Raw genomic sequence first — 25,901 nt, 5'->3', positions numbered from 1 at the left:
CTGGCCATGTACGTTCTGTTTGCCGTTGCCGGTTAATTCGCGGGTTGCTGCGAAACCAGTCGCCAACCCCCGTCTTTAACTCCCGTCATTAAAAGGTGCGGATATGAATTTCAACGCAACTTTGATCGGCCAGTCCATCACGTTCATCTTCTTCGTGTGGTTCTGCATGAAGTTCGTGTGGCCGCCGATCATGAATGCGCTCGAAACGCGCAAGAAGCAGATCGCCGACGGCCTGGCCGCGGCCGATCGCGGCAAGCACGAGCTGGAGCTGGCCGCCAAGAAGGCCGGCGACAACATGCGTGACGCCAAGGCGCAGGCCGCCGAAGTGATCGCCCTGGCTGAAAAGCGTGCGGCGCAAATCATCGAAGAGGCGAAAATGGCCGCCAAGGAAGAGGGCGATCGCCAGCTCGCTGCTGCTCAGGCCAATATCGAGCAGGAAGCCAACCGCGCACGCGAAAGCCTGCGCGAACAGGTCGCCGCGCTGGCCGTGGCCGGCGCGGAGAAAATCCTGCGCCGCGAAGTCAACGCGCAGACGCACGCTGACCTCTTGGGCCAGCTGAAAGCCGAGCTGTAAACCATGAGCGAACTGTCTACCCTGGCACGCCCTTACGCCGAAGCGGTGTTCCGCCTGGCGCAGGGCGAAAACGACCTGGCGGGCTGGTCGGCACGCGTGCAGTCGCTGGCGCTCATCGTGGCGGATGCCCAGGTGGCGCGCCTGATTGCCGATCCCGCGGTGGCGTCCGAACGCGTGGCCGAGTTGGTCATCGAGGTGGCCGGAGCCGACCTCGGCGAGCACGGCGCCAATTTCATCAAGGTGCTGGCCGAAAACGACCGCCTGCCGCTACTGCCCGAGATCAGCGGGCAGTTCGAAACCTTGAAGGCGAGTGCCGAGGGCACCCTCGAAGCCACCATCACCAGCGCTCAGGAACTGACCCAGGCGCAGATCGACGATCTGGTTGCCGGGCTCAAGGCCAAATTCAACCGCGCGGTGAACGTCCAGGTGGCGGTCGATGCAGAACTGATCGGCGGCGCGGTGATCGCGATTGGCGACCAGGTGATGGACGGCTCGGTGAAAGGGCGGCTGCAGCGCATGTCTTTCGCGTTGCAGGGCTAATCCGCGCGGCAAGGCGAATTAACAAGTACCTCACATTTATCGGAACCCGACGGTTCGGAGAACAGAAATGCAATTGAATCCAAGCGAAATCAGCGAACTGATTAAAGCCAAGATCGAAAACCTCGGTGCCTCGAGCGAACTGCGCACCCAGGGCACGATCGTGTCCGTCACCGACGGTATCGTCCGCATTCATGGGCTGTCCGACGTGATGTCGGGTGAAATGATCGAAATGCCGGGCAACACCTTCGGCGTGGCGCTCAACCTCGAGCGTGACTCGGTCGGCGCGGTGATCCTGGGCGACTACGAACACATCACCGAAGGCGACGTCGCCAAGTGCACCGGCCGCATTCTGGAAGTGCCGGTCGGCCGCGGGCTGCTCGGCCGCGTGGTGAACTCGCTGGGCCAGCCGATCGACGGCAAGGGCCCCATCGCCGCCGACACCACCATGCCGATCGAGCGCATCGCGCCTGGCGTGATCGAACGTAAATCGGTCGACCAGCCGGTGCAGACCGGCTTGAAGTCGATCGACGCCATGGTGCCGGTCGGCCGCGGCCAGCGCGAACTGATCATCGGCGACCGCCAGACCGGCAAGACCGCGGTCGCGATCGATGCCATCATCAACCAGAAGGGCACCGGCGTGAAGTGCATCTACGTCGCTATCGGCCAGAAGGCGTCCTCGGTGGCCAACGTGGTGCGCAAGCTGGAAGAGCACGGCGCGATGGACCACACCATCGTCGTCGCCGCGACCGCCGCCGACGCTGCCGCGATGCAGTACATCGCACCATACTCCGGCTGCACCATGGGCGAATTCTTCCGCGACATCGGCGAAGACGCGCTGATCGTGTACGACGACCTGACCAAGCAGGCCTGGGCCTACCGCCAGGTGTCGCTGCTGCTGCGCCGTCCGCCGGGCCGCGAAGCCTACCCGGGCGACGTGTTCTACCTGCACTCGCGCCTGCTCGAGCGCGCCGCGCGCGTCAACGCCGACTACGTCGAAAAGATCACCAACGGCGCCGTCAAGGGCAAGACCGGCTCGCTGACCGCGCTGCCGATCATCGAAACGCAGGCTGGCGACGTCTCCGCTTTCGTGCCGACCAACGTGATCTCGATCACCGACGGCCAGATCTTCCTCGAGACCGACCTCTTCAACGCCGGCATCCGTCCCGCGATCAACGCCGGTATCTCGGTGTCCCGCGTCGGTGGCGCCGCGCAGACCAAGGTCATCAAGAAGCTCTCCGGCGGTATCCGGACCGACCTCGCGCAGTACCGTGAACTCGCCGCGTTCGCCCAGTTCGCGTCCGACCTCGACGATGCGACGCGCAAGCAGCTCGAGCGCGGCCGCCGCGTGACCGAACTGATGAAGCAGCCGCAGTACGCGCCGCTGTCGATCGCGGAGATGGCGATCACGCTGTATGCGGTCAACAACGGCTACTTCGATGACGTCGATGTCGGTCGCGTGCTCGCGTTCGAAAACGGCCTGCAGCAGTACGTCAAGACGAAGAACCCGGCCCTCGTGACCAAGATCATGTCGTCCAAGGAGCTCGACGCCGACGGCGAGAAGCAACTGGTCGCGGCGATCGACGAGTTCAAGAAGAGCTGGGCCTAAGGCCGCGGACGGAGACGGAATATGGCTAGCGGTAAGGAAATCCGTACCAAGATCAAGAGCGTGCAGAACACGCGCAAGATCACCAAGGCCATGGAAATGGTGGCTGCATCCAAGATGCGCAAGGCGCAGGATCGGATGCGCGCCGCCCGTCCCTACGCCGACAAAATCCGCCGCCTCGCCGCGAACCTGTCCCAGGCCAACGTCACCGACTACAAGCACGCTTTCCTCGTCCAGAAGGACGAGGTCAAGCGCGTGGGTCTGATTCTGGTCACCACCGACAAGGGTCTCTGCGGCGGTCTCAACACCAACATCCAGCGCGTCGCGCTGAATGCGATGAAGGGGTGGGACTCTGCCGGCGCGACCGAAATCCAGGCCTGCTGCATCGGCAACAAGGGCTTCGGTTTCCTGCAGCGGATGGGGGCGAAGATCGTATCGCACGTCGTGCAGCTCGGTGACACGCCTCATCTCGAAAAGATGATCGGCCCGGTCAAGATCATGCTCGACGCGTTCCAGAACGGCGAGCTCGACGCGGTCTACATCGCCTACACGCGCTTCATCAACACGATGAAGCAGGAGCCGGTTCTCGAGCAGCTGCTGCCCCTCGCGGGCGAGAAGCTCGGCACCCCGGAAGGGTCGTGGGACTACCTGTACGAACCCGATCCGCAGGTCGTCATCGACGAGCTGCTGGTGCGCTACGTCGAGGCGCTGGTGTATCAGGCGGTTGCCGAGAACATGGCTTCGGAGCAGAGCGCGCGCATGGTGGCAATGAAGGCCGCTTCCGACAACGCGAAGAACGTGATCGGGGAACTGCAGCTGGTCTACAACAAGACCCGCCAGGCAGCGATCACGAAGGAGCTGTCGGAGATCGTCGGCGGCGCCGCCGCGGTGTAACGCATAACTGATTTAAGGAAACGACGATGAGTCAAGGAACTATCGTTCAGTGCATCGGCGCCGTGGTGGATATCCAGTTCCCCCGCGAAGCGATGCCCAAAGTGTATGACGCGCTGAAGCTCGAGAGCGCCGCCGGTTCGTTCGCGGAAGAAGGCCTGACCTTCGAGGTCCAGCAGCAGCTCGGCGACGGCGTCGTGCGCACGATCGCGCTCGGTTCGTCCGACGGCCTGCGCCGCGGTATGAAGGTCGCGAACACCGGTACGCCGATCTCGGTGCCGGTCGGTCACGGTACGCTCGGCCGCATCATGGACGTGCTCGGTCGCCCGATCGACGAAGCCGGTCCGATCGAGACCGATGAGCTGCGCCCGATTCACGCGAAGGCCCCGAAGTTCGACGAGCTGTCGCCGTCGGTCGACCTGCTCGAAACCGGCATCAAGGTTATCGATCTCGTCTGCCCGTTCGCGAAGGGCGGTAAGGTCGGCCTGTTCGGCGGTGCCGGTGTCGGCAAGACCGTGAACATGATGGAGCTGATCAACAACATCGCGAAGCAGCACTCGGGTCTGTCGGTGTTCGCGGGCGTCGGTGAGCGTACTCGTGAAGGAAACGACTTCTACCACGAGATGAAGGACTCGAACGTTCTCGACAAGGTCGCGATGGTGTTCGGTCAGATGAGCGAACCCCCGGGCAACCGTCTGCGCGTCGCGCTGACCGGCCTGACGATGGCCGAGCGCTTCCGCGACGAGGGCCGCGACATCCTGTTCTTCGTGGACAACATCTACCGCTACACGCTGGCCGGTACCGAAGTGTCCGCGCTGCTGGGCCGGATGCCGTCCGCGGTGGGCTACCAGCCGACGCTGGCGGAAGAAATGGGCCGCCTGCAGGAGCGCATCACCTCGACCAAGGTCGGCTCGATCACCTCGATCCAGGCCGTGTACGTCCCTGCGGACGACTTGACCGACCCGTCGCCGGCGACCACCTTCCTGCACCTCGACTCGACCGTTGTTCTGTCGCGTGACATCGCCGCGCTGGGCATCTACCCCGCGGTCGACCCGCTCGACTCGACGTCCCGTCAGCTCGACCCGCTGGTCGTCGGCGAAGAGCACTACAACGTCGCTCGTCAGGTCCAGCAGACGCTGCAGCGCTACAAGGAACTGCGCGACATCATCGCGATTCTCGGCATGGACGAGCTGTCGCCGGAAGACAAGCTCGCGGTGTCCCGCGCGCGGAAGATCCAGCGCTTTCTGTCGCAGCCGTTCCACGTCGCGGAAGTCTTCACCGGCTCGCCGGGCAAGTACGTGCCGCTGAAGGACACGATCAACGGCTTCAAGATGATCGTGAATGGCGAATGCGATCACCTGCCGGAGCAGGCGTTCTACATGGTCGGCGGCATCGAAGAGGCCATGGAAAAGGCCAAGAAGCTCCAGTAATCAGGCGCGCCGCGCGGCAATTCAGTGCCGCGCGGCCTTGAAAAGGACATCACGATGGTAATGACGGTCCACGTGGACATCGTCAGCGCGGAAGAGCAGATCTTTTCCGGACTGGCGGAGTTCGTCGCGCTTCCGGGCGAAGCGGGTGAGCTCGGGATCCTGCCCGGCCACATGCCGCTGATGACCCGGATCAAGCCGGGAGCGGTGCGCGTGAAGCGGCAGAACGAGTCCGAAGAAGAGCTCGTCTTCGTCGCCGGCGGCATCCTTGAAGTACAGCCGGGCCTGGTCACCGTGCTCGCCGACACCGCGATTCGCGGCAAGGATCTCGATGAGGCGAAAGCGCTCGAGGCCAAGCGTCTCGCCGAAGAGACATTGCGCAATAAGTCCTCCGAGCTCGATTATGCAAAAGCTCAGGCGGAACTCGCCGAGGCGATCGCTCAGATCGCCGCGATCCAGAAACTGCGCAAGCGCGGACATTGATCCGGTAACTTGGCAGTCGACGACAGCAGCGAAAAAGGGCGTTCTGACAGGAGCGCCCTTTTTGTTTTTTTCCTAGCCTCGCGTGACGATGCCGAGCGCTGCGCGGATGTTCGCCGCGGGCCGCGGCCACACCGCGGGAGCGGCGCAAACGGAAGGCTCAGGCGGAAGAGGTATGCCGCCGGGCGGTCACACGTGCGGCGCCCCGAGTCTCAGCGGTGCGGGGAGCAAAGCGGCCGACGCGCTTTTCGAGGCGGGCGACGTCGTCCCGCAGCCGCGCGAGCTCCTCGCGATACGCGTCGAGCGCAGGGCGGGTGACGAGGATCTTCTGCTCTTCGGTGAAGTATTCGGCCACGTTCCCGCCGAGTGCGCTCCACGCCCGCAAGTGAGCGGATTTCGCCGCGTCGGCGCCGAGCGCGAGGCGTCGCGCAAGGATGTCGCCGGTGACGCGCGACAGGTCTTCCTCTGCATCCCAGCGCAGATGGCGAAAGACGAAACCGAGCGCGTCGGCGAGCTCGGCGTTGCCCTCGATCCGTACCGCGTTCATTGCCCGGGTCGAATCACCCGCAGCAAGGCTGGGGACGGCCGCCAGCGGAATCGACAGCGTCACATCCGGTGCATGCCCGGGTTCGGCGGGTTCCAGAAAGCCGTCTGGGAGGACGCGGAATAGGAACTCGAACGGCGTCGCGCTGACCATCGCGTAACGATCGGCATGCGGCGACAACCTGTCGCGCGCCCACGTCGCCGGGGCCAGAAGGTGGTTGATCGTGGCGACGAAGGCGCGGTTGGGGACTGACATCGATTATCGCTGCGGGAGCCGGTGGGCCGGCGAGGGGAAGATCAGGAAACCTGCTGAATGCCGGCGACGACCCAGCCGCCGGTGCCGGCCTTCGGTTTGGTCAGATGCCAGACTTCATCGAACGGCGCCGGGGCCGCGCCCTCGTCCTCGCGCAACAGCCCGTTGAAGCGCACGCTGACGACATAACGTTGCGGCTCTTCGGCGACTTCGATGACTTCGGCGTTCAGCTCGACGACGTCGGTGCGTTGCGCGGCGGCGCCACGGTCGGAGAGCTGCATCCGGATCTCCGCGAACATCTCGGGCGACGTGAATTCACGGATGTCGTTCAGATCGCCGGCGTCGTTTGCGGCCTGCAGGCGAATGAACTGGACCTTCGCCTGCCGCACGAAAGCTTCGGCATCGAAATCCGCCGGAATCGCAGGACCTCCGGGAGTCGCACCGGCGCCCGCGGCGGCGGCGAGAGCTGGTGAAGGGGCGGGAGACTCGCGGGGACCGGGCGCGCCGGCGTACTCCATCCGCTGCGCGGCCTGCGGGGAGGCCCCCCGCCGCGAAAGCATCCGGAACAGCATCAGGGCGCCGAACACGAGTAGCGCGATCAGCACGAACGAGCCCATTTCCTCGCCGAGGCCGAGATGCGAAAACAGAGCGGCGAGGCCGAGGCCCGCGGCGAGGCCGGCGATCGGTCCCATCCAGGAGCGTTTTTGCGGCGTGGCGTTGGCACCTTGCGGCGTCCGCTGCGGCGCGGCACTGGGCTGCCGCGGCGCCTGCTGCGGGGTCATCTGGCGCTGCATGCCGAAACTGCCGCCGCCGCCTAGGCGCTTCGCGTCGGCATCGTGGATGCCGAGACCGAAGGTGAACACGATTGCGATCAGGCCGAGAAGGAGATTTTTCATCCGGGACGATACTCCGTGCGGGTTGAAATCATGGGCGGGACGGCGGCGCGGGGAGGATCGCGCTTCAGAGCTTGTAACCGCGGTGAACCGCGACGATACCGCCCGTCAGGTTGAAGTAATCGACCCGTTTCAGTCCCGCTTGTTCCAGCATCGCCTTCAACTCGTCCTGCGACGGATGCATGCGGATCGATTCGGCGAGGTAGCGGTAGCTGTCGGCGTCGTCTGCGACCTTCGCGCCCATCCACGGCAGTACCTTGAACGAATAGAAGTCGTAGGCGGGAGCGAGCGGTTTCCACACGCGCGAGAATTCGAGCACGAGGAGACGCCCGCCGGGACGCAACACGCGGCGCATTTCGGCGAGCGCGACATCCTTGTGCGTCATGTTGCGCAGGCCGAAGGCGACAGTGACGCAGTCGAACCAGTTGTCCGGGAACGGCAGCTTTTCGGCGTTGCATTGCGCGACCGGCAGCGCATAGCCGCGATCGAGCACGCGATCGCGGCCGACCGCCAACATCGAGTGGTTGATGTCGGTGAGCCACACCTGCCCGGACGTGCCGACGCGCTTCGCGAACGCGAGCGACAAGTCCGCGGTGCCGCCGGCGACGTCGAGGACGCGGTCGCCGCGCCCGACGCCGGAGACCTTAATCGTGAACGCCTTCCACAGCCGGTGCAGGCCGAACGACATCAGGTCGTTCATCACGTCATAGCGGGTGGCAACCGAGGAAAACACCTCGGCGACCTTTTTCTGCTTTTCGCCTTCAGCGACCGTTTCGAAGCCGAAGTGGGTGGTTTTTTCGCTCATGCTCAGTGCTTGTGTCCGCAGCCGGATTTCGGTGCGGGGGGTGGGTTGTCGGCGGGGTCGCGGCTGCGCCCGTCCGCGGCGAGGCGATCGAGGTAACACTGCCATAGCACGTCGTGATCCCGGCCCAATGCGTACAGGTAATCCCACGAATACAGGCCGCTGTCGTGCCCGTCCGAGAACACCGGTCTCACGGCATAATTTCCGACGGGCTGGACGTCGAGGATGTCGACGTCGCGCTTGCCGACCTGCAGGACCTCCTGCCCGGGCCCGTGGCCGCGCACTTCCGCCGACGGAGAATGGACTCGCAGGTATTCGAAGGGCAGCGAGAATTCGCTGCCGTCGTCGAACGCGATCTCGAGCATTTTCGATTTTCGGTGCAGCGTGATCGCGGTGGGGGTGGGGGTGTCGTCGTCGATTCCGGCCATGGGCTTCACGAAGGTCTGACGCAGTCGGGAGGCCAATCATACCCGAATCGACGCCGCTCGCAGCCGCAGGGGCTCGCGCCGCGGGCATTGCGAACAGATGACGTGTCACAAAATCGTCAAACGAGTGCAATACACTTCGCCTGCCAACCCGGAGGACGGACATGCCCGCCACCATTCTGCTTGTCGAAGACGAACCGGCCATCCAGGAACTGATTGCCGCCAATCTAGGCCGTGCCGGCCACCACGTGGTCCGCGCCGCCGATGCCGAAGCGGCCCGCGGCATCGTGCAGAGCGCACTGCCCGATCTCGTGCTGCTCGATTGGATGCTGCCCGGGATGTCGGGGATCGAGTTCGCCCGCCGCCTGCGCGCTGACGAGCGCACGCGCGCGATCCCGATCATCATGCTGACCGCGCGCGGCGAGGAGGAGGACGCAGTGGCCGGGCTCGAGACCGGCGCCGACGACTACATCACGAAGCCGTTCAGCCCGCGCGAACTCGTCGCCCGCATCAAAGCCGTGCTGCGCCGGCGCAGCCCGCAGGCAACCGAGGACGTCGTCGCGATCGGCGCGCTGCGGCTCGATCCCGCGACGCACCGGGTCACGGCCGACGAAGCGCAGGTCTCGCTCGGGCCAACCGAATTTAGGCTGCTGCATTTCCTGATGACCCACCCCGAGCGCGTCCATTCGCGCGCCCAGCTGCTCGACCAGGTCTGGGGCGACCATGTGTTCGTCGAGGAGCGCACCGTCGACGTGCATGTGCGGCGCTTGCGTGCGGCGCTCGAGCCGACCGGGCTCGACCAGCTGATCCAGACCGTTCGCGGTAGCGGCTACCGCCTGTCGGCGCAGGTCGGGTCGAGCGCAGTGCAATAGCCTCGACCGGTGCCGCAGGAGTAACCGCTATTTCCCGTTCTGCCCGTTACATCTGGACCGGCGCCGCGGTTGCGCTTGCGGTACTGGCGCTGGCGAGCGCCGTCGCCGGTCTCTTCGGCGGCGCGATTGCCGCGCTGATCACCTTCATCGCCGGTGGCCTGCTGATGCACGGCTACCATCTGCGCAACGTTCAGCGCTTGGTCGAATGGACGCGCGCTCCGGTCGGCACGCCGATTCCGCCCGCACGCGGCACGTGGAATCTCGTGTTTGCCGACCTCAATCGCCGATCGCGGCTCTCGTACGAGATGCGCGAACAGCTTGCGTCGTCGCTGGAGCGCTTCCGCGACGCGAGCCAGGCGATGCCTGATGGAATCCTGTATCTGTCGGCCGACGACCGCATCGAATGGATGAATCACAAGGCGGAGCAGCATTTCGGTCTCGAGGCTGGGCGTGACTGCGGCCTGCCGGTCACGAAGCTCGTGCGCCAGCCCGACTTCGTCCGTTTCATGCACGATGGCGGGCAGGCGGCATCCCTGGTGCTGCACTCCGACCGCAGGGCCGGGCTGACGTTGATGATTCAGATCGTGCCGTTCGGCGACGGGCAAAGGATGGTCGTTTCGCGCGACATCTCGCAGCTCGAGCGGCTCGACACGATGCGCCGTGATTTCGTCGCGAACGTCTCCCACGAGTTGCGTACGCCGCTCACCGTCGTGATCGGTTTTCTCGAGACGCTGGTCGACGGCCTCGAGGAATTCCGGCCGGACGAGGTGAAACACTACGTGCGGCTCGCGCTGGACCAGTCGCTGCGGATGGAGACGCTGATCGAGGATCTGCTGACGCTGGCCGCGCTCGAGTCGGGCGCATCCGCCGGCGAGCAGCGCGTCGCGGTCAGTCCGCTGGTGCTGGATATCGCCGAGGATGCGCGACTGCTGTCGGCCGGGCGACACGAGGTCAGCCTCGACATCGCCGTCGGAGACGGGGACGTGGTGGTGCTCGGCAGCGCGAAGGAATTGCGTTCGGCGTTCGCGAACCTCGCGAGCAACGCGGTGCGCTATACGCCCGCCGGCGGCACGATCCGGCTGAGCTGGCGACGCGTCGACGGCGGCGCCGAGTTCGCCGTCGAGGACAACGGGATTGGCATCGAGCCACGCCACATTCCGCGGCTCACCGAGCGTTTCTACCGCGCCGACCTCGGCCGTTCGCGGGAATCGGGGGGCACGGGACTCGGGCTCGCGATCGTCAAGCACATCCTGTCGCGGCACGACGCCGAGCTGCACGTCGAAAGCGAGTACGGCAAGGGCAGCCGCTTCAGTGCGCGCTTCCCTGCAGCACGTCTCGCGCAACCACCGGTTCAAAGCTGACCTGGTCGAAGTTCGTGCCGCGCAGCACGATGTCCGTCAGCCGCAGTTCCATCCCCGTGTCGTCGACGATTTCGATCACGGCCTGCGGCCGGTACCAGCCGGCGGGAAGAACGAGCGACGGACCCGTTCTCAGCGCCGGAAGCCCGGGCAGCAGGAAGGCCGGCTGGTAGGCGATGTGTCGGCCCCGGAACAGGTCGAAGCGCCGGGCCGGGACGACTTTGGGCAGTCCCGGCAGCACCTGGATGCCTGCTTCCATTACGCCGTCCTCGCGGAACATCAGCCAGCTCACCTGCCCGAGCAGGAAACGGTCGCCGTCCGGAGGCCGGATGCCGACGAGCTGCCGATGCTCGATGCGCTCGTGCTGCGGTTGCCGGATCAGGCGGAAACCGCTCACCGACTGGTCGAACACGGCCCAGCGTTCGGCGGCGAAACCGCGTCGTTCCGTGTCGCGGGACGATTGCCCGCCGCCAGCCGTGCGACCGGATTTCACGTCGTCGAACGTGCTCCAAGCGTTGTCGTCCTGCCACGCACCGGACGAGTACAACACCGGCTGCTCGAACGGCTCGCCAGCTACGTTGTAGCCGATCGCGAGCCAGTCGCCGCACAGATCCGCCTCCCCGCGCCCGCGCCGACGGGGAAAGCGCCGGCTCGCGGCCGATAGCGCCCACGGCCGATACAGCGAGAGCAGCAGCCTGTGCGCTGCCTCCGGCGGACAATCCGCGCCGAGGCCCAGCGAAACGGGCGCGGCGCCCTCCTTGAACCGCGCGAGCACGCCTCGAATCTGCGGCGCGAGGCGCCTGGCGTCGAAGCGGCGAAGCGACGAGGACGGCGCGAGGACGTTGAGCGGACGCAGGCCGTGATCGGCAGCGAGATCCAGGCCGTAGGCTGTAGATTGCGTCGCGTCGTCGTGAGTGTCGGCTACGAGCGTGCAGTACGGTGCAAACCGCTGCGCCCAGCGGCACACCCAGTCGAATTCGCGCGGGCTGCGGCCGAACGGATTGGTGAGGTCGACGAGCAGTACGGCGACGTAGGCTTCGGCGGTGCTTTGCGCCTTCCACACTTCGTTGAGCGTATCGGGTACCCGAACCTTCGCCTGCGCGAGCGATTCGGTGGCGGCATAGCCGGCATGCAACTCGGACCACGCCCCGGGCGGCACCGCCTGGTGCGCGCGGAAATATTCGAACAGCACCTTGCCCGCCGCGTCGACACGACGCTGTGCGAGGAGCAGCACGCGCTCGGACTGCGCGGCGTTGCTCGTATCGTTCTCGGCGATGCGCGCATACGCCCGTGCCACCGCCTGCCACAGGGCGACGACGCGCGCGAGCGTCGCGTTGTCCCGGCCGTCGGGCGGCAGCGGGTGCGCCGCGTAGCGCGACGCGAGTTCCGCCTGTGCCGCGTGGATCCGTTCGCGCGCGGCTTCGAGGATTTCGAGGTGTTGCGCGGGCGCGGGCGGCGCCGCGAGCAAGCCGGTGACGATTTCCGACAGCGCCCGATGCGTGGCGTCGGCGTCGCCGGAGTCGAGCCTGTTCAACAGTTCGAGGGAATCGGCCGGGTCGTGGCCGGTAACCGGAGTCGGGTTTTCCATTCGGTCCCTGCTTCGTTGCTCGGCGGGTGCGAAAAGGCGTGCGTCTCGCCGCTCAACCCGACGTCAGTTCGGTGAGTGCGGCGCCGATCGCGGCGGCGAGGGCTTCGGGCGCAGGCGCAGGCCGCCGGACGCCTTCGCGCTGCGGCTGACCCCAGGTCGGCTCCGGGAAATGCCGGTCGTCGCGAAAGCGGGGAATCACGTGCCAGTGCACATGCGGAACGACGTTGCCGAAGCTCGCGAGATTGATCTTGTCGGGGCGCATCAGCTGGCGCAATGCGGTTTCGGTCGCGAGCACGACGTTCAGGATGTGACGCTGGGAAACCGTCGTCAGGTCGGTCATTTCGGCGACGTGCTCGTGCCAGATGACGCGGCAGAAACCGGGGTAGTCGGGATCATCGACACGGATCACGCGGCAGCTTCCATCGCGCCAGACCGTCGTTTCGTGATCGGCAACGCACAGCGGGCAGTCCATCGGCGAGCCCTCGCTCAGGATCGGAGATGGCAACTCTAGCCTTTCGGCATGGCGCTGCGAAGGGGAGAAGTCACGCGCCGCCGGTTGCCGGGTCCCGCCGGGCCGCGATCGTCCGCGTCTCACCCAAGGCTTCGGGCGCGCCGTCGCGGAATGCGAGCAGCGAACCCGGCGTCATCTGTTGCCAGACCTCGTTATCGGTGAGCGGCAGCGTCGCGATCAGCGCGACGCGATCGTTCGGCGTCGTCTGCTCGTTGAAGTCGACGGTGACGTCCTGGTCCGACAGGTGCGCGACGGTGAAGGGTGCCTGGCGCACGATGTAGGCGAGACGGGATGAACAGTGCGCGAACAGGAGTTCGCCGTTCGACAGCAGGAAGTTGAATTCGCCGTGGCTGCCGATGCGGATCGCGAGTTCGCGCAATTCCGCGTGCAGCGCAGCGTCCGACGGCTGGCCGTCGGGAAAACGGGCGGCGAGGCTTTGCAGGATGTCGCAGAACGCCTTCTCGGAATCGGTGCAGCCGACCGGCACGAAGCGCCCGGAGAGTTCGGGAGCGTAGTCGAGCAGGTTGCCGTTGTGCGCGAAGATCCAGTAGCGGCCCCATAGCTCGCGCTGGAACGGGTGCGTGTTCTCGAGGCGGACGACGCCTTGCGTCGCCTTGCGGATATGCGCGATGACGTTCAGCGAGCGGATCGGGTAGTTGCGGACGAGTTCGGCGACCGGCGAGTGCGCGCTCGGCTGCGGGTCGAGGAAGAGGCGCACACCGCGCTGCTCGAAGAACGCGATGCCCCAGCCGTCGCGGTGCTGATCGGTGAGTCCGCCGCGCGCGCGAAAGCCGGTGAACGAGAAGCAGATGTCGGTGGGCACGTTGCAGTTCATGCCGAGGAGCTGGCACATCATGCACCCCTTCGTCGGGTCCCTGAACGGTCCCCATTATAGTGATCGGACGCGGGACGACGGCGGGCGCGCGGCCCGCGCTCCGATCAGCTTTCGAGCTTGCGCTTCAGCAGTTCGTTGACTTGCGCCGGATTCGCCTTGCCCTTCGTCGCCTTCATGACCTGGCCGACGAGCGCGTTGAACGCCTTGTCCTTGCCGGCGCGGAATTCCTCGACCGACTTCGCGTTCGCTGCCAGGACCTCGTTGATGATCGACTCGATTGCGCCGCTGTCGTTCATCTGGCGCAGGCCCTGCGCCTCGATGATTGCGTCGGCCGAACTTGCGTCCTTTCCGCCTTCGCCGTTCCACAGCGCGTCGAACACCTTCTTGCCGATGTTGTTCGAGATCGTGCCGTCGCCGATGCGCACGACGAGGCCGGCGAGCTGCGCCGGCGAGACCGGCGACTCGGTGACGTCGAGCTCGGCCTTGTTGAGCCGCGCGGCGAGCTCGCCCATGACCCAGTTCGCGCACGGTTTCGCGAGCGCGGCGCCCGCAGCATCGACGGTCGCTTGGTAGAAGTCGGCGACTTCCTTCGACGCCGTCAGCGTCGTCGCGTCGTAGGCCGACAGGCCCCCCTGTTCGACGAAGCGCGCTTTCATCGCACCCGGCAGCTCGGGCAGTTCCGCCTGCACGCGCGCCTTACATTCGGATGAGATCGCGAGCGGTAGCAGGTCCGGGTCGGGGAAGTAGCGGTAGTCGTGCGCCTCTTCCTTCGAGCGCATCATCCGCGTCTCGCCGGTGTCGGGGTCGAACAGCACGGTCGCCTGCTGGATCGTGCCGCCGTCCTCGATCGTGTCGATCTGCCATTGCACCTCGTAATCGATCGCCTGCTGCAGGAAGCGGAACGAGTTCAGGTTCTTGATTTCGCGGCGCGTGCCGAGCGGGCCGCCGGGGCGGCGCACCGAGACGTTCGCGTCGCAGCGGAACGAGCCTTCCTGCATGTTGCCGTCGCAGATGTCTATCCAGCGCACTAGCGCGTGCAGCGAGCGCGCGTACGCGACCGCCTCGGCCGACGAGCGCATGTCGGGTTCGGAGACGATCTCGAGCAGCGGCGTGCCGGCGCGGTTGAGGTCGATGCCGGTCATGCCGTGGAAGTCTTCGTGCAGCGATTTGCCGGCGTCTTCCTCGAGGTGCGCGCGCGTCAGCCGCACGGTCTTCTCGTAGGCCTTGTCATCGTCGCCGACGCGGATCGTGATCGTGCCGCCCTGCACGACCGGCAGCTCGAACTGGCTGATCTGGTAGCCCTTCGGCAGGTCGGGGTAGAAGTAGTTCTTGCGCGCGAAGACGCTCTTCGGCGCGACTTCGGCGCCGATCGCGAGGCCGAAGCGGATCGCGCGCTCGACCGCGCCGCGGTTCAGCACCGGCAGCACCCCCGGCAGCGCGATATCGACCGCGCACGCCTGCACGTTCGGTTCCGCGCCGAACGCGGTCGAGGCCGCTGAGAAGATCTTCGACGCGGTGTTCAGTTGCGCATGGACTTCCAGTCCGATGACGACTTCCCAGTCGTTTCTGCTCATGTCCAGACTCCGTTCAGGCCGCGACGGCCGGCCGGCGCAGGTGCCAGTCACTCGCCTGCTGGAAGCGGTGCGCGACGTTCAGCAGGCGCGCTTCCGAGAAATAGTCGCCCACGAGTTGCAGGCCGACCGGCAGATCGCCCGCGCCGAAGCCGCAGGGATGCGACAGGCCGGGCAGGCCGGCGAGATTGACGGCGATGGTGTAGATGTCCGACAGGTACATCTGCACCGGGTCGTCGGATTTCTCGCCGATCGTCCACGCGGTCGTCGGGCTCGTCGGGCCGGCGATCACGTCGCAGTCGCCGAGCGCCGCCTGGAAGTCCTGCGCGATCAGGCGCCGCAGCTTCTGCGCCTGCAGGTAGTACGCGTCGTAGTAGCCGTGCGACAGCACGTAGGTGCCGACCAGGATGCGGCGCTTGACTTCGGCGCCGAAGCCTTCGGCGCGGCTCTTCGCGTACATCTCGGCGAGGTCGCGGTACTCGGCCGCGCGATGGCCGTAGCGCACACCGTCGAAGCGCGACAGGTTGCTCGACGCCTCGGCCGGCGCGATCACGTAGTACGCGGGGATCGCGAGCTGCGCGTTCGGCAGGCTGACCTCCACCGTCGTCGCGCCCAGCTTGCGGTACTCGTCGAGCGCCGCGTCGACCGCCGTGCGCACGTCGTCGGCCATCCCGGGGCCGAAGAATTCCTTCGGCAGGCCGATGCGCAGGCCGGCGAGCGGCCGGGGCTGGGCGGGCGCGGCGAGTTCGCGCGAATAATCCTCGGCGGGACGTTCCAGGCTCGTCGAGTCGCGCGGGTCGAAGCCCGCCATCGCCGTCAGCAATGCCGCGCAGTCGGCAGCCGACGCGCCGAACGCGCCGCCCTGGTCCAGCGAACTCGCGTAGGCGATCATCCCGTATCGGCTGACGACCCCGTAAGTCGGCTTGATGCCAGTGATGCCCGTCAGCGCGGCGGGTTGCCGCACCGAGCCGCCGGTGTCGGTGCCGGTCGCGATCGGGGCGAGGCGCGCGGCGACCGCAGCGGCGGAACCGCCCGAGGAGCCGCCCGGGACGCGGCTCGCGTCCCACGGGTTCTTCACCGCGCCGTAATGCGAGTTCTCGTTCGACGAGCCCATCGCGAACTCGTCCATGTTCGTCTTACCGAGGCTTACCACGCCGGCCCGCTTCAGCAGCTCGACGACGTGCGCGTCGTACGGACTGACGAAGTTCGACAGCATTTTCGAGCCGCAGGTCGTCAGCACGCCTTCGGTGCAGAACACGTCCTTGTGCGCGAGCGGGATGCCGGTCAGCGGACCGCCGTTGCCGGCGGCAATTCGTGCGTCGGCCGCGCGCGCGGCGGCGAGGGCGCCTTCGCGGTCGACGGTGATGAAGGCGTTCAGCGCCGGGTTCAGGCGGTCGATGCGGTCGAGGAAGAGCGTCGCGAGCTCGACGCTCGAAATGTCCTTCGCGTCGAGCGCGGCGCGCAGTTCGGTCAGGCTGGCGTTGATCATAATTCGGGGAGCGCCGCGCGCGCCGCCGGGCAAGCCCGCGACGCCCCGCGCGCGTGGTTCCTTATTCGATGACCTTCGGTACGAGATAGAGGCCGGCTTCGGTTTGCGGCGCAATGCGCTGGAACTCGTCGCGGCGATTGGGCTCTGTTGCGACATCGGCGCGCAGACGCTGCGCGACGTCCTGCGGGTGGCTCATCGGCTCGACGCCGCTCGTGTCGACGGCCTGCATCTGTTCGATCAGGCCGAATATGCCGTTGAGCTTGTCGCGCGTCGCCTCGGCGTCGCCGGCGGCGAGTTCGATCCGGGCGAGTGCCGCGATGCGCTGGACCTGTTCAATGGAGAGCGACATGGGCTAACAAAACCTGCTGAATCCACAAGCCTTTAAGGTTATCATACTCGTTTGCCGCCCGCCCGGGCTTGCAGCCGCCCATCTTCACCGGTCTCGGACTTCTCCATGTTTGGTTTTCTGCGTTCCTATTTCTCGAACGATCTCGCGATCGACCTCGGCACCGCGAACACGCTGATCTACGTGCGCGGCAAAGGCATCGTGCTCGACGAGCCATCGGTCGTCGCGATCCGCACCGAAGGCGGTCCGAACGCGAAGCGCACGATTCAGGCCGTCGGCCATGCGGCGAAGCAGATGCTCGGCAAGACTCCGGGCAACATCACTGCAATCCGCCCCATGAAGGATGGCGTGATCGCCGATTTCGTCGTCACCGAGCAGATGATCAAGCAGTTCATCAAGAAGGTGCACGACTCGCGGATGTTCTCGCCCAGCCCGCGCATCATCATCTGCGTGCCCTGCGGTTCGACGCAGGTCGAGCGCCGTGCGATCCGCGACGCCGCGCTCGCGGCCGGTGCGTCGCAGGTCTATCTGATCGAGGAGCCGATGGCCGCGGCGATCGGCGCCGGCCTGCCGGTGTCCGACGCGACCGGCTCGATGGTCGTCGACATCGGCGGCGGCACGACCGAAGTCGGCGTGATCTCGCTCGGCGGCATGGTCTATGCCGGCTCGGTGCGCGTCGGCGGCGACAAGTTCGACGACTCGATCGTCAATTACATCCGCCGCAACTACGGCATGCTGATCGGCGACACGACCGCCGAGAACATCAAGAAGGAAATCGGCTCCGCGTTTCCCGGCTCCGAGGTCCGCGAGATGGAAGTCAAGGGCCGCAACCTCGCCGAAGGCATCCCGAGGAGCTTCACGATTTCGTCGAACGAGATCCTCGAAGCGCTCACCGAACCGCTGAACCAGATCGTCTCCGCGGTGAAGATCGCGCTCGAGCAGACGCCGCCGGAACTCGGCGCCGACATCGCCGACCGCGGCATGGTGCTGACCGGGGGCGGTGCGCTGCTGCGCGACCTCGATCGGCTGCTGATGGAAGAGACCGGTCTGCCTGTCATCGTCGCCGACGAGCCGCTGACCTGCGTCGCCCGCGGTTGCGGCATGGCGCTCGAAAAGATGGACAAGCTCGGTTCCATCTTCGCATCGGAATAAGACGAACCCCGGGCGTACCTTTCCCTGCCGCCCGGCTAGCTGCTCAATGTCCCTGGTCGGCCACCAGTCTCCGCCGATATTCAAGCAAGGACCGACGCCGCTGGTGCGGCTGTTCGTGCTCGTCTCGGTATGCCTGGCGATGCTCGTCGCCGACCTGCGCTTCCGCTACCTCGAAGTGATGCGACAGGGACTGTCGGTCGCGACGTATCCGTTGCAGATGGCCGCCGCCGCCCCCGTGGACTTCATCCGCGACGCCGGCGTGTATTTCGCGACACTCGTCGAAGTGCAGAAGGACAACGCCGAGCTGCGGCACAGCCAGCTCGAAGCCGCGCAGCGGCTGCTGCGCTTCGAACAGGTCGAACGCGACAACGCGCAGCTGCGCGAGCTGTTGGGGATGGCGCCGGCGGTCGGCGTGCACAGCGTCGCCGCCGAGATCCTGTACGATGCGCCCGATCCGTTTTCGCGCAAGGTGATTCTCGACCGCGGCAGCCAGCACGGGGTCGAGGCCGGAATGGCGGTCGTCAACGCTCAGGGGATGATCGGTCAGGTCACGCGGGTCTACCCGGTGCAGGCCGAAGTGACGCTCCTCACCGACAAGGATCAGGCGGTGCCGGTGCAGGTCGCGCGCAACGGGCTGCGCGGCGTGCTGTTCGGCGCGGGACACGGTCGCCTCGAATTGCGCTTCACGCTGTCGGGCGTCGACGTGAAGGCGGGCGATCGGCTCGACACCTCGGGTCTCGACGGGATGTTCCTCGCCGGCCTGCCGGTCGCCGAAGTCGTCAGCGTGGATCGCGAGTCCGACACGTTCGCGATTATCGTCTGCGAACCCGTCGCCGGGGTCGAGCGCACGACCCAGGTGCTCGTGCTCGGCCGCGCCGAACCGACTCCGCCGCGTCCCGCCGAGGCCGCGGCGCAACCGAAACGACAGGGATAGACTTTGCAGCCCACGCACCGATCGAGCCGCATCCTGCTGCCCGCGAAGAACGGCTTCGTGTTCCTGAGCCTGTTCGTCGCGCTCGGCCTCACGTACATCCCGACCGGGCGTCTGCCCGGCGTGCCGGACTGGGTGCCGCTCGTGCTCGCGTTCTGGTGCATCCGCGAGCCGATGCGGGTCGGCATGGGGACGGCGTTCGTCTTCGGCCTGCTCGTCGATATCGGCCAGGGCGCGGCGATGGGGCAGCACGCGCTCGCCTACGTGGTGCTCGCCTACCTCGCGATGTCGGTGTCGCGGCGCGTGCTCTGGTTCTCGCCGCTGCAGCAGGCGCTGCACGTGCTGCCGCTGCTGTTGCTGGCGCAGATCATCATGGTGCTCGTGCGCCTCGTCGCCGGCGCGGAGTTTCCCGGCTGGTGGTATTTCCTGTCGAGCTTCACCGGCGTCGCGTTGTGGTTTCCGCTGCATTTCGTGTTGCTGTTGCCGCAGTTCCAGCCGGTGGACCGGGACGACAACCGGCCGATCTGAGGCATGACGGAATTTCGCACGCCAGAACAGGAACTCGCGCGCTTCCGCCGCCGCGTCCTTGTCGCCGGGCTCTTCATCGTCGTCTGCTTCGGTCTGCTCGCGGCGCGGTTCTACTTCCTGCAGGTCGTGCAGCACGACTATTTCCATACCCGGGCCGAGGACAATCGCATCGCCCTGCTGCCGATCGTGCCGAACCGCGGCGCGATCCTCGACCGCAACGGCGTCGTGCTCGCACGCAACTTCGCCGCGTACACGCTCGAGATCACCCCGTCGCGCGTCGCGGATCTCGATGCGACGATCGAGGATCTCGGCGAAATCATCACGATCGATGCGCGTGACCGGCGCCGCTTTCGCAAGCTTCTCGAAGAAAGCCGGAACTTCGAGAGCGTGCCGATCCGCAATCGCCTCAGCGACGAGGAGGTCGCCCGGTTCGTCGCGCGGCGCTATCGCTTCCCCGGCGTCGAAGTGCGCGCGCGGCTGTTCCGCGACTATCCACAAGGCGAACTGGGGTCGCACATCGTCGGCTACATCGGCCGCATCAACGTGCGCGACGAGGAACGGATCGAGGAACGCGGCGAAACGGCGAATTACCGCGGCTCGGACCACATCGGCAAGAGCGGGCTCGAGCTGAGCTACGAAGCCGATCTGCACGGCGTGACTGGCGTCGAGCAGGTCGAGGTCAATGCCGGCGGCCGCGCGGTGCGGCTGATCTCGCGCACGCCGGCGACCGCGGGCCGCGACCTGCAACTGACGCTCGACATCGAGCTGCAGAAGGTCGCCGAAGCGGCATTCGGCGATCGCCGCGGCGCGCTCGTCGCGATCGACCCGAGGAACGGCGGCATTCTTGCGCTCGCGTCGAAGCCGACCTTCGACCCGAACCTGTTCGTCGACGGGATTTCGACCGCGGACTGGACCGCGCTCAACGACTCGCCGGATCATCCGCTCCTCAACCGTGCGATCTACAGCACCTATCCGCCGGGCTCAACGTTCAAGCCGTTCATGGCGCTCGCAGCGCTCGAGACCGGCAAGCGCACCGCGAAACAGACGATCGCCGACCCCGGCTACTTCATGTTCGCCGGGCGCCGCTTCATGGACGACAAGATCGGCGGCCACGGCTCGGTCGATCTACACAAGTCCATCGTCGTGTCGTGCAACACCTACTACTACCAGCTCGCGAACGATCTCGGCATCGACGGCATCGCGAACTTCATGGGGCCGCTCGGTTTCGGCACGCGCACCGGCATCGACATCCCCGGTGAGGCCGAAGGCGTGCTGCCGTCGCCGGAGTGGAAGCGCGGGCGCTTCCGCAAGGTCGAACATCAGCGCTGGTACGGCGGCGAGACGATCTCGGTCGGTATCGGCCAGGGCTACAACGCGTACACGCCGTTGCAACTCGCGAACGCGCTGGCGACCGTCGTCAACGGCGGAAATGTCTTCCGGCCGCACGTCGTGCATGACGTCGTCGATACCGTGAGCGGCGGGCGCCGCGTCGTCGAGCCGGAACCGCTGCGTCGGCTGCCGCTGCAGGCCGAACATCTCGCCGCGGTCCGGCAGGCGATGGTTGACGTGAACAAGAGCGGCACCGGCGCCCGCGCGTTTGCGGGTGCGCCGTACAGCGCCGGCGGCAAGACCGGCACCGCGCAGGTGTATTCATTGAAGGGCTCGAAATACGTCGCCGGGCGCGTCACCGAACGCCTGCGCGACCATTCGTGGTTCATCGCCTATGCGCCGGCCGAGAACCCCACCATCGCGCTTGCGGTCCTGGTCGAAAACGGCGGTTTCGGCGCGCAGTCGGCGGCACCGATCGCGCGACAGGTCATCGACTACCACCTGCTCGGCAACCGCGGCAGCGAACCGGCGCGCGAAGACGCCGACGCGCGCGACGGCGACCCGGACGACGGGCACGCAGGGCACGACGGATCGGCCGAACACGGACAGGATGCGGGGCCCGACATGGACCTGCTGCGCACGGAGGCCGAGCGATGACGGATCCACGTTTCCATCCGCTGAACCTGCTGCGCGCGGCGCTTCGACCGATCGATCCGGTGCTCTTCGTGCTGCTCGCGGTCATCCTCGGCTACGCCTTCGTGCTGATGCAGAGCGCGTCGCCCGAGCGCATTCCGTCGCTGTTCGGGAATGCCGCCGTCGCGCTGTCGGCGATGTGGCTCGCCGCGCGCCTCTCGCCGCAACGCCTGCTGTCGCTCGCACTGCCGCTGTACGCGGTCGGCGTGCTGCTGCTCGTCGCCGTCGACCTGTTCGGCGAGACGTCGAAGGGCGCGACGCGCTGGCTCGACATCGGCATCACGCGGATCCAGCCGTCCGAACTGATGAAGATCGCGATGCCGCTGATGCTGGCGTGGTATTTCCAGCAGCGCGAAGGGCAGATCGGGCTGCGCGACTTCATCCTCGCCGGCGTGCTCCTCGTCGTGCCCGTCGGGCTGATCCTCGTGCAGCCCGACCTCGGCACGAGCCTGCTCGTCACCGCCGCCGGTTTCTACGTGATCTTCTTCGCCGGACTGTCGTGGAAGCTGATCGTCCCGGTCGCGTTCGTCGGTATCGTCGGCGTCGGCGCGATCGTCGGCTTCGGAGATCAGATCTGCCAGCCGGATGTCGACTGGCAGGTGCTGCGCGAATACCAGAAGCACCGCGTCTGCACGCTGCTGGATCCGACCCAGGATCCGCTCGGCAAGGGCTTCCACATCATCCAGTCGACGATCGCGATCGGCTCGGGCGGCGTGGTCGGCAAGGGCTGGATGGAGGGGACGCAGACGCACCTGTCGTTCATTCCCGAGCGCCACACGGACTTCATCTTCTCGGTGCTCGCCGAGGAGTTCGGCCTGGTCGGCACGCTCGTGCTGCTCGCGAGTTACCTGCTGCTGCTGCTGCGCGGCTTCACGATCGCGCTGCAGGCGCCGTCGCTCGCCGCCCGCCTGCTCGCCGGGTCGATCACGATGATCTTCTTCACGTACGCTTTCGTGAACATGGGAATGGTAAGCGGCATCCTCCCGGTCGTGGGGGTGCCGCTGCCGTTCATCAGCTATGGGGGAACTGCGCTCGTCACGCTGTGTCTGGGCGTCGGTATCCTGATGAGCATCCAGCGCAGTCGCGCGATCGCACAAGGCTGAAAGAGGTCCCCGTGCCGCCACAAAAAAATGCTTCCGGGACCCGCTCCCGCCCTGTTGCAGCGCTGATCGGCGCCGTCCTCGCACTCGCGCTCGCCGCCTGCGGCTCGGTGCCGTCGCGCGACGTCGAACAGCCGAGCGTGAAACCCTCCGCTTCCCGCCAGGCTCCGCCGTCGACCAAGGCGCGCGGTGGCGGGTATTACAAGGACGACGGTCCCGGCGACAACGTGCCCGCGAACCTCGACGACGTGCCCGACGCCGTCCCGCGGGTCGAACCGCTGCATCGTTTCGCGAACCGGCCATACAACGTGTTCGGCGAGGATTACGTGCCGGCCACGTCGGTCACGGCGTTTCGCGAGCGCGGCCGGGCGAGCTGGTACGGGCGGCGTTTCCACGGCAAGCCGACGTCGAGCGGCGAGTCCTACGACATGTACGGGATGACGGCGGCGCACCCGACATTGCCGATCCCGAGCTACGCCCGCGTGACCAATCCGGCGAACGGTCGCTCGGTCGTCGTGCGCGTGAACGATCGCGGGCCGTTCCACAAGGAACGCATCATCGACCTGTCGTATACCGCCGCGCATCGACTGGGCTACTTGAATGCCGGCAGCGCACTCGTCGAGGTCGAGACGATCGTGCCCGGCGACATCGAAGTCGTCGCGACCGCGACGCCGGTCCCGCCGTTGCCCGGCCGCAAACAGTTTCTCAACGAGGTGCCGCCCGACGAGCATCGGGAGCGCGAGGCCGATGCGATCGAACGGCTGGCCGACGCCGGCGCGACGACGTCCTCCGGGCTTCGCCCGGGTGGAATGGGACTGCGTGCCGACCCGAAAGTCTTCCTCCAGCTCGGCACCTTCTCGTCGGTCGCGAACGCCGAGGGTTTTCTCGGGCTCGTGCGCCACGAGTTCGAATCCTTCGCCGACCGGCTCGCGGTGCATGACGACGGTGGTCGCTACCGGCTCCATCTCGGGCCTTTCGCGTCGGCGGACGAGGCTCGCGCGGAAGCGGGGAAGATCGCGGAAGCGCTCAAGATCCGGCCGTTCGTCGTTACACGTTGAAACAGGCTCACCCGTACGGGATCGGCAGTGCGCCGGTTTTCCCGCTTCGAGCCTCTATAATTCTTCCCTTCGCCGTTCTTCCTCCCTTCGCGCTTCCCGTTCAGGTACTCATGCGTTTCTTCATTGCCCTGCTGTTCGCCCTTCTCTCCTTTTCCGCTTCCGCGCAGAACGTTCCGCCCCCGGCGCTCGCCGCCAAGGCGTGGCTGTTGATGGATCACGCGACAGGGCAGGTGCTCGCGGCGCGCGAGCCCGACGCCCGCATCGAACCGGCGTCGCTGACGAAGCTGATGACGGCGTACCTGACTTTCGCGGCGCTGAAAAGCGGCTCGCTGACGCTCGAGCAGATCGTGCCGGTGTCCGAGCGGGCATGGCGGATGGAAGGCTCGCGGATGTTCATCGAGCCGACCCGTCCCGTCACGGTCGGTGAGCTGATTCCCGGCGTGATCATCCAGTCGGGCAACGACGCCTGCGTCGCGCTCGCGGAACTGATCGCCGGCAGCGAGGAGTCTTTCGCGCACATGATGAATGCGGAGGCGAAGCGGCTCGGCATGACGAACACGAATTTCGTCAATTCGACCGGCCTGCCGCACGAGCAGCACTACACCACCGCGCGCGACCTGTCGCTGCTCGCGACCGCGATCGTCCGCGACTTCCCCGAGTACTACCGGTACTACTCGCAGAAGGAATACACGTACAACAAGATCACGCAGCCGAACCGCAACCGTCTGCTGTGGCTCGACACGACGGTGGACGGCATGAAGACCGGTCACACCAGCACCGCGGGCTATTGCCTGATCTCGTCGGCCCAGCGCGGTCCCCGGCGCCTGATCTCGGTCGTCCTCGGTACCGACTCGGACACGATCCGCGCGCAGGAATCGCTGAAGCTGCTGAACTACGGTTTCCAGTTCTACGACACCGTGAAGCTCTATTCGAGCGCGCAGGAGCTGTCGCGCTTCCAGGTCTGGAAGGGCAAGGACGACGACGTCGCGGTCGGCTTCCTCGACGACTTCGTGATGTCGCTGCCGAAGGGCCAGTCGGACAAGGTCCAGATCTCGCTCGTCAGCCAGCAACCGGTCGTCGCGCCGATCCAGAAAGGGCAGCAGCTCGGCACGATGCAGCTCAGCCTCGACGGCAAGTCGCTCGGCGAGTATGCGGTCGTCGCGCTGCAGGACGTCCCGGTCGCCGGCTTCTTCGGCCGGCTGTGGGACACGATCCGGCTGTGGATCAAGAGCCTTTGAGGCAGCGGCGGGCATGAGCGTCTGTTTTCTGAACGGGAAGTACGGGCCTCTCGCGGACGCGCGGATCTCGCCGCTCGACCGCGGCTTCCTGTTCGGCGACGGCGCTTACGAAGTGATCCCGGTCTACTCGCGCCGGCCTTTCCGGCTCGGGCAGCACCTGCAGCGGCTCGCGAACACGCTCGACGCGATCCGGCTGCCGAACCCGCATACGCCGTCGGAATGGGCGGCGATCATCGACGAGATCGTCGCGCGCAACCCGTGGGATGACCAGTCGGTGTACCTGCAGGTGTCGCGCGGCTGCGGCGAGCGGCGCAACCACGCGTTTCCGGTGCCGACGCATCCGACGGTTTTCCTGATGAGCGACGAACTCGTGACCGCGCCGGCGGTCCAGCTGGAGAACGGGGTCAGCGCCGTCAGCGCGGCCGATTTCCGCTGGCTGCGTTGCGACCTCAAGAGCACGGCGCTGCTCGCGAACTGCCTGCTGCGCCAGCTGGCGGTCGACAGTGGTTGCGCGGAGACGGTGCTGTTCCGCGACGGTTTTCTGACGGAAGGCTCGGCGTCGAACATCGTCATCGTCAAGGACGGCGTGATGCTCGCGCCGCCGAAGAGCCACCTGATGCTGCCCGGCGTGACCTACGACGTCGTGCTCGAACTCGCGGCGTGCCACGGCTTGCCGCACGAGGTCCGCGAGATCCTCGAAGACGAGGTGCGCGGCGCGGAGGAAATCTGGATGACGTCGTCGACCAAGGAAGTCCTCGCGATCACGACGTTCGACGACCGCCCGGTCGGCGCGGGCCGCCCCGGACCGGTCGGACGGCAGATGTACGCGTGGTACCAGCAATTCAAGACAACGGTGATGCGAGGTGGCTGA

26 protein-coding genes are annotated in these 25,901 nt (G+C 66.4%); 16 read left to right on the top strand and 10 right to left on the bottom strand.

Annotated elements, in window-relative coordinates; translation table 11 throughout:
* Positions 1–103: 103 nt before the first annotated feature.
* The 6 genes from ROZ37_RS20265 (at position 104) to ROZ37_RS20240 (ending at position 5,518) form a co-directional block, all read left to right on the top strand.
* Positions 104–574 (top strand): F0F1 ATP synthase subunit B, encoded by a 471-nt coding sequence (locus tag ROZ37_RS20265; protein ID WP_312662365.1) that lies wholly within the window; start codon positions 104–106, stop codon positions 572–574.
* Between the two features lie 3 nt (positions 575–577).
* Positions 578–1,114, top strand: a complete 537-nt coding sequence (locus ROZ37_RS20260) for a F0F1 ATP synthase subunit delta (RefSeq protein ID WP_312662364.1) — start codon at positions 578–580, stop codon at positions 1,112–1,114.
* Between the two features lie 67 nt (positions 1,115–1,181).
* Positions 1,182–2,720, top strand: a complete 1,539-nt coding sequence (atpA, locus tag ROZ37_RS20255) for a F0F1 ATP synthase subunit alpha (RefSeq protein ID WP_312662363.1) — start codon at positions 1,182–1,184, stop codon at positions 2,718–2,720.
* Between the two features lie 21 nt (positions 2,721–2,741).
* Complete coding sequence (gene atpG, locus ROZ37_RS20250) at positions 2,742–3,611, top strand: F0F1 ATP synthase subunit gamma (RefSeq protein ID WP_312662362.1); 870 nt, start codon at positions 2,742–2,744, stop codon at positions 3,609–3,611.
* Between the two features lie 26 nt (positions 3,612–3,637).
* Positions 3,638–5,038 carry a F0F1 ATP synthase subunit beta gene (atpD, locus tag ROZ37_RS20245; protein ID WP_312662361.1) on the top strand — a complete coding sequence of 467 codons (1,401 nt, stop codon included), beginning with the start codon at positions 3,638–3,640 and terminating at the stop codon, positions 5,036–5,038.
* Positions 5,039–5,092: 54 nt separating this feature from the next.
* Positions 5,093–5,518, top strand: coding sequence for a F0F1 ATP synthase subunit epsilon (locus tag ROZ37_RS20240; protein ID WP_312662360.1), 426 nt, complete (start codon positions 5,093–5,095; stop codon positions 5,516–5,518).
* Between the two features lie 157 nt (positions 5,519–5,675).
* Here the strand turns inward: ROZ37_RS20240 and ROZ37_RS20235 are convergent, their stop codons facing one another.
* The 4 genes from ROZ37_RS20235 to ROZ37_RS20220 form a co-directional block, all read right to left on the bottom strand.
* On the bottom strand, positions 5,676–6,314 hold the full coding sequence (locus ROZ37_RS20235; protein WP_312662358.1) for an SCP2 sterol-binding domain-containing protein: 639 nt from the start codon (positions 6,312–6,314) through the stop codon (positions 5,676–5,678).
* A 41-nt stretch (positions 6,315–6,355) separates the two neighbouring features.
* Positions 6,356–7,207, bottom strand: a complete 852-nt coding sequence (locus tag ROZ37_RS20230; protein WP_312662356.1) for a TIM44-like domain-containing protein — start codon at positions 7,205–7,207, stop codon at positions 6,356–6,358.
* A 64-nt stretch (positions 7,208–7,271) separates the two neighbouring features.
* Positions 7,272–8,009, bottom strand: a complete 738-nt coding sequence (gene ubiE / locus ROZ37_RS20225) for a bifunctional demethylmenaquinone methyltransferase/2-methoxy-6-polyprenyl-1,4-benzoquinol methylase UbiE (RefSeq protein ID WP_312662354.1) — start codon at positions 8,007–8,009, stop codon at positions 7,272–7,274.
* Between the two features lie 2 nt (positions 8,010–8,011).
* Positions 8,012–8,434: a DUF971 domain-containing protein gene (locus ROZ37_RS20220; RefSeq protein WP_312662353.1), complete on the bottom strand. Its 423-nt coding sequence runs from the start codon at positions 8,432–8,434 to the stop codon at positions 8,012–8,014.
* Between the two features lie 161 nt (positions 8,435–8,595).
* Here ROZ37_RS20220 and phoB point away from each other — a divergent pair, with 161 nt between their 5' ends.
* The gene (phoB, locus tag ROZ37_RS20215) at positions 8,596–9,303 is read left to right on the top strand and encodes a phosphate regulon transcriptional regulator PhoB (RefSeq protein WP_312662352.1); all 708 of its coding nucleotides are present in this window, start codon (positions 8,596–8,598) and stop codon (positions 9,301–9,303) included.
* Between the two features lie 50 nt (positions 9,304–9,353).
* Positions 9,354–10,664 (top strand): phosphate regulon sensor histidine kinase PhoR, encoded by a 1,311-nt coding sequence (phoR, locus tag ROZ37_RS20210; protein ID WP_409449982.1) that lies wholly within the window; start codon positions 9,354–9,356, stop codon positions 10,662–10,664.
* On the opposite strand, the gene ROZ37_RS20205 is transcribed toward phoR, so the two are convergent.
* The 6 genes from ROZ37_RS20205 to gatC form a co-directional block, all read right to left on the bottom strand.
* Positions 10,612–12,249 (bottom strand): hypothetical protein, encoded by a 1,638-nt coding sequence (locus tag ROZ37_RS20205; protein ID WP_312662349.1) that lies wholly within the window; start codon positions 12,247–12,249, stop codon positions 10,612–10,614. The genes phoR and ROZ37_RS20205 overlap by 53 nt on opposite strands.
* Before the next feature lie 52 nt (positions 12,250–12,301).
* Positions 12,302–12,721: an HIT family protein gene (locus ROZ37_RS20200; protein WP_312662368.1), complete on the bottom strand. Its 420-nt coding sequence runs from the start codon at positions 12,719–12,721 to the stop codon at positions 12,302–12,304.
* Positions 12,722–12,791: 70 nt separating this feature from the next.
* Positions 12,792–13,613 carry a class II glutamine amidotransferase gene (locus ROZ37_RS20195; RefSeq protein ID WP_312662367.1) on the bottom strand — a complete coding sequence of 274 codons (822 nt, stop codon included), beginning with the start codon at positions 13,611–13,613 and terminating at the stop codon, positions 12,792–12,794.
* A gap of 86 nt (positions 13,614–13,699) precedes the next feature.
* Complete coding sequence (gene gatB / locus ROZ37_RS20190; protein WP_312662366.1) at positions 13,700–15,175, bottom strand: Asp-tRNA(Asn)/Glu-tRNA(Gln) amidotransferase subunit GatB; 1,476 nt, start codon at positions 15,173–15,175, stop codon at positions 13,700–13,702.
* A gap of 7 nt (positions 15,176–15,182) precedes the next feature.
* A complete protein-coding gene (gene gatA / locus ROZ37_RS20185) occupies positions 15,183–16,655 on the bottom strand; it encodes an Asp-tRNA(Asn)/Glu-tRNA(Gln) amidotransferase subunit GatA (RefSeq protein ID WP_312662348.1) in 1,473 nt (490 codons plus the stop codon).
* Positions 16,656–16,716: 61 nt separating this feature from the next.
* Positions 16,717–17,004: an Asp-tRNA(Asn)/Glu-tRNA(Gln) amidotransferase subunit GatC gene (gene gatC / locus ROZ37_RS20180; RefSeq protein ID WP_312662347.1), complete on the bottom strand. Its 288-nt coding sequence runs from the start codon at positions 17,002–17,004 to the stop codon at positions 16,717–16,719.
* Between the two features lie 105 nt (positions 17,005–17,109).
* On the opposite strand from gatC, the gene ROZ37_RS20175 reads away from it, so the two are divergent.
* The 8 genes from ROZ37_RS20175 (at position 17,110) to ROZ37_RS20140 (ending at position 25,901) form a co-directional block, all read left to right on the top strand.
* A complete protein-coding gene (locus ROZ37_RS20175) occupies positions 17,110–18,153 on the top strand; it encodes a rod shape-determining protein (protein ID WP_312662346.1) in 1,044 nt (347 codons plus the stop codon).
* 46 nt (positions 18,154–18,199) lie between these two features.
* Positions 18,200–19,087 carry a rod shape-determining protein MreC gene (mreC, locus tag ROZ37_RS20170; RefSeq protein WP_312662345.1) on the top strand — a complete coding sequence of 296 codons (888 nt, stop codon included), beginning with the start codon at positions 18,200–18,202 and terminating at the stop codon, positions 19,085–19,087.
* A gap of 3 nt (positions 19,088–19,090) precedes the next feature.
* Positions 19,091–19,612 (top strand): rod shape-determining protein MreD, encoded by a 522-nt coding sequence (gene mreD / locus ROZ37_RS20165; RefSeq protein WP_312662344.1) that lies wholly within the window; start codon positions 19,091–19,093, stop codon positions 19,610–19,612.
* Between the two features lie 3 nt (positions 19,613–19,615).
* Positions 19,616–21,598 (top strand): penicillin-binding protein 2, encoded by a 1,983-nt coding sequence (gene mrdA, locus ROZ37_RS20160; protein ID WP_312662342.1) that lies wholly within the window; start codon positions 19,616–19,618, stop codon positions 21,596–21,598.
* Positions 21,595–22,737, top strand: coding sequence for a rod shape-determining protein RodA (rodA, locus tag ROZ37_RS20155; protein ID WP_312662340.1), 1,143 nt, complete (start codon positions 21,595–21,597; stop codon positions 22,735–22,737). Before mrdA ends, rodA begins: the two co-directional genes overlap by 4 nt.
* 11 nt (positions 22,738–22,748) lie before the next feature.
* Positions 22,749–23,792: a septal ring lytic transglycosylase RlpA family protein gene (locus ROZ37_RS20150; RefSeq protein WP_312662338.1), complete on the top strand. Its 1,044-nt coding sequence runs from the start codon at positions 22,749–22,751 to the stop codon at positions 23,790–23,792.
* Between the two features lie 110 nt (positions 23,793–23,902).
* A complete protein-coding gene (locus tag ROZ37_RS20145) occupies positions 23,903–25,030 on the top strand; it encodes a D-alanyl-D-alanine carboxypeptidase family protein (RefSeq protein WP_312662336.1) in 1,128 nt (375 codons plus the stop codon).
* A gap of 13 nt (positions 25,031–25,043) precedes the next feature.
* The gene (locus tag ROZ37_RS20140) at positions 25,044–25,901 is read left to right on the top strand and encodes a D-amino acid aminotransferase (protein ID WP_312662335.1); all 858 of its coding nucleotides are present in this window, start codon (positions 25,044–25,046) and stop codon (positions 25,899–25,901) included.

Source organism: Aromatoleum sp., assembly GCF_032027225.1.
Lineage (GTDB): Bacteria > Pseudomonadota > Gammaproteobacteria > Burkholderiales > Rhodocyclaceae > Aromatoleum.
The sequence above is the reverse complement of the archived record's forward strand: the minus strand, read 5'-3'. Positions and strand labels throughout refer to the sequence as shown.

What these genes read in the sequence shown, in the direction of transcription:
- ROZ37_RS20205 (WP_312662349.1), bottom strand. Translation starts at nt 12,249, where the DNA reads ATGGAAAACCCGACTCCGGTTACCGGCCACGACCCGGCCGATTCCCTC.
- atpD (WP_312662361.1), top strand. Translation starts at nt 3,638, where the DNA reads ATGAGTCAAGGAACTATCGTTCAGTGCATCGGCGCCGTGGTGGATATC.
- ubiE (WP_312662354.1), bottom strand. Translation starts at nt 8,009, where the DNA reads ATGAGCGAAAAAACCACCCACTTCGGCTTCGAAACGGTCGCTGAAGGC.
- ROZ37_RS20235 (WP_312662358.1), bottom strand. Translation starts at nt 6,314, where the DNA reads ATGTCAGTCCCCAACCGCGCCTTCGTCGCCACGATCAACCACCTTCTG.
- ROZ37_RS20175 (WP_312662346.1), top strand. Translation starts at nt 17,110, where the DNA reads ATGTTTGGTTTTCTGCGTTCCTATTTCTCGAACGATCTCGCGATCGAC.
- ROZ37_RS20240 (WP_312662360.1), top strand. Translation starts at nt 5,093, where the DNA reads ATGGTAATGACGGTCCACGTGGACATCGTCAGCGCGGAAGAGCAGATC.
- phoB (WP_312662352.1), top strand. Translation starts at nt 8,596, where the DNA reads ATGCCCGCCACCATTCTGCTTGTCGAAGACGAACCGGCCATCCAGGAA.
- ROZ37_RS20195 (WP_312662367.1), bottom strand. Translation starts at nt 13,613, where the DNA reads ATGTGCCAGCTCCTCGGCATGAACTGCAACGTGCCCACCGACATCTGC.
- mreC (WP_312662345.1), top strand. Translation starts at nt 18,200, where the DNA reads ATGTCCCTGGTCGGCCACCAGTCTCCGCCGATATTCAAGCAAGGACCG.
- ROZ37_RS20220 (WP_312662353.1), bottom strand. Translation starts at nt 8,434, where the DNA reads ATGGCCGGAATCGACGACGACACCCCCACCCCCACCGCGATCACGCTG.
- ROZ37_RS20140 (WP_312662335.1), top strand. Translation starts at nt 25,044, where the DNA reads ATGAGCGTCTGTTTTCTGAACGGGAAGTACGGGCCTCTCGCGGACGCG.
- ROZ37_RS20230 (WP_312662356.1), bottom strand. Translation starts at nt 7,207, where the DNA reads ATGAAAAATCTCCTTCTCGGCCTGATCGCAATCGTGTTCACCTTCGGT.
- gatC (WP_312662347.1), bottom strand. Translation starts at nt 17,004, where the DNA reads ATGTCGCTCTCCATTGAACAGGTCCAGCGCATCGCGGCACTCGCCCGG.
- gatA (WP_312662348.1), bottom strand. Translation starts at nt 16,655, where the DNA reads ATGATCAACGCCAGCCTGACCGAACTGCGCGCCGCGCTCGACGCGAAG.
- rodA (WP_312662340.1), top strand. Translation starts at nt 21,595, where the DNA reads ATGACGGATCCACGTTTCCATCCGCTGAACCTGCTGCGCGCGGCGCTT.
- ROZ37_RS20200 (WP_312662368.1), bottom strand. Translation starts at nt 12,721, where the DNA reads ATGGACTGCCCGCTGTGCGTTGCCGATCACGAAACGACGGTCTGGCGC.
- ROZ37_RS20265 (WP_312662365.1), top strand. Translation starts at nt 104, where the DNA reads ATGAATTTCAACGCAACTTTGATCGGCCAGTCCATCACGTTCATCTTC.
- atpG (WP_312662362.1), top strand. Translation starts at nt 2,742, where the DNA reads ATGGCTAGCGGTAAGGAAATCCGTACCAAGATCAAGAGCGTGCAGAAC.
- ROZ37_RS20260 (WP_312662364.1), top strand. Translation starts at nt 578, where the DNA reads ATGAGCGAACTGTCTACCCTGGCACGCCCTTACGCCGAAGCGGTGTTC.
- mrdA (WP_312662342.1), top strand. Translation starts at nt 19,616, where the DNA reads ATGACGGAATTTCGCACGCCAGAACAGGAACTCGCGCGCTTCCGCCGC.
- atpA (WP_312662363.1), top strand. Translation starts at nt 1,182, where the DNA reads ATGCAATTGAATCCAAGCGAAATCAGCGAACTGATTAAAGCCAAGATC.
- ROZ37_RS20145 (WP_312662336.1), top strand. Translation starts at nt 23,903, where the DNA reads ATGCGTTTCTTCATTGCCCTGCTGTTCGCCCTTCTCTCCTTTTCCGCT.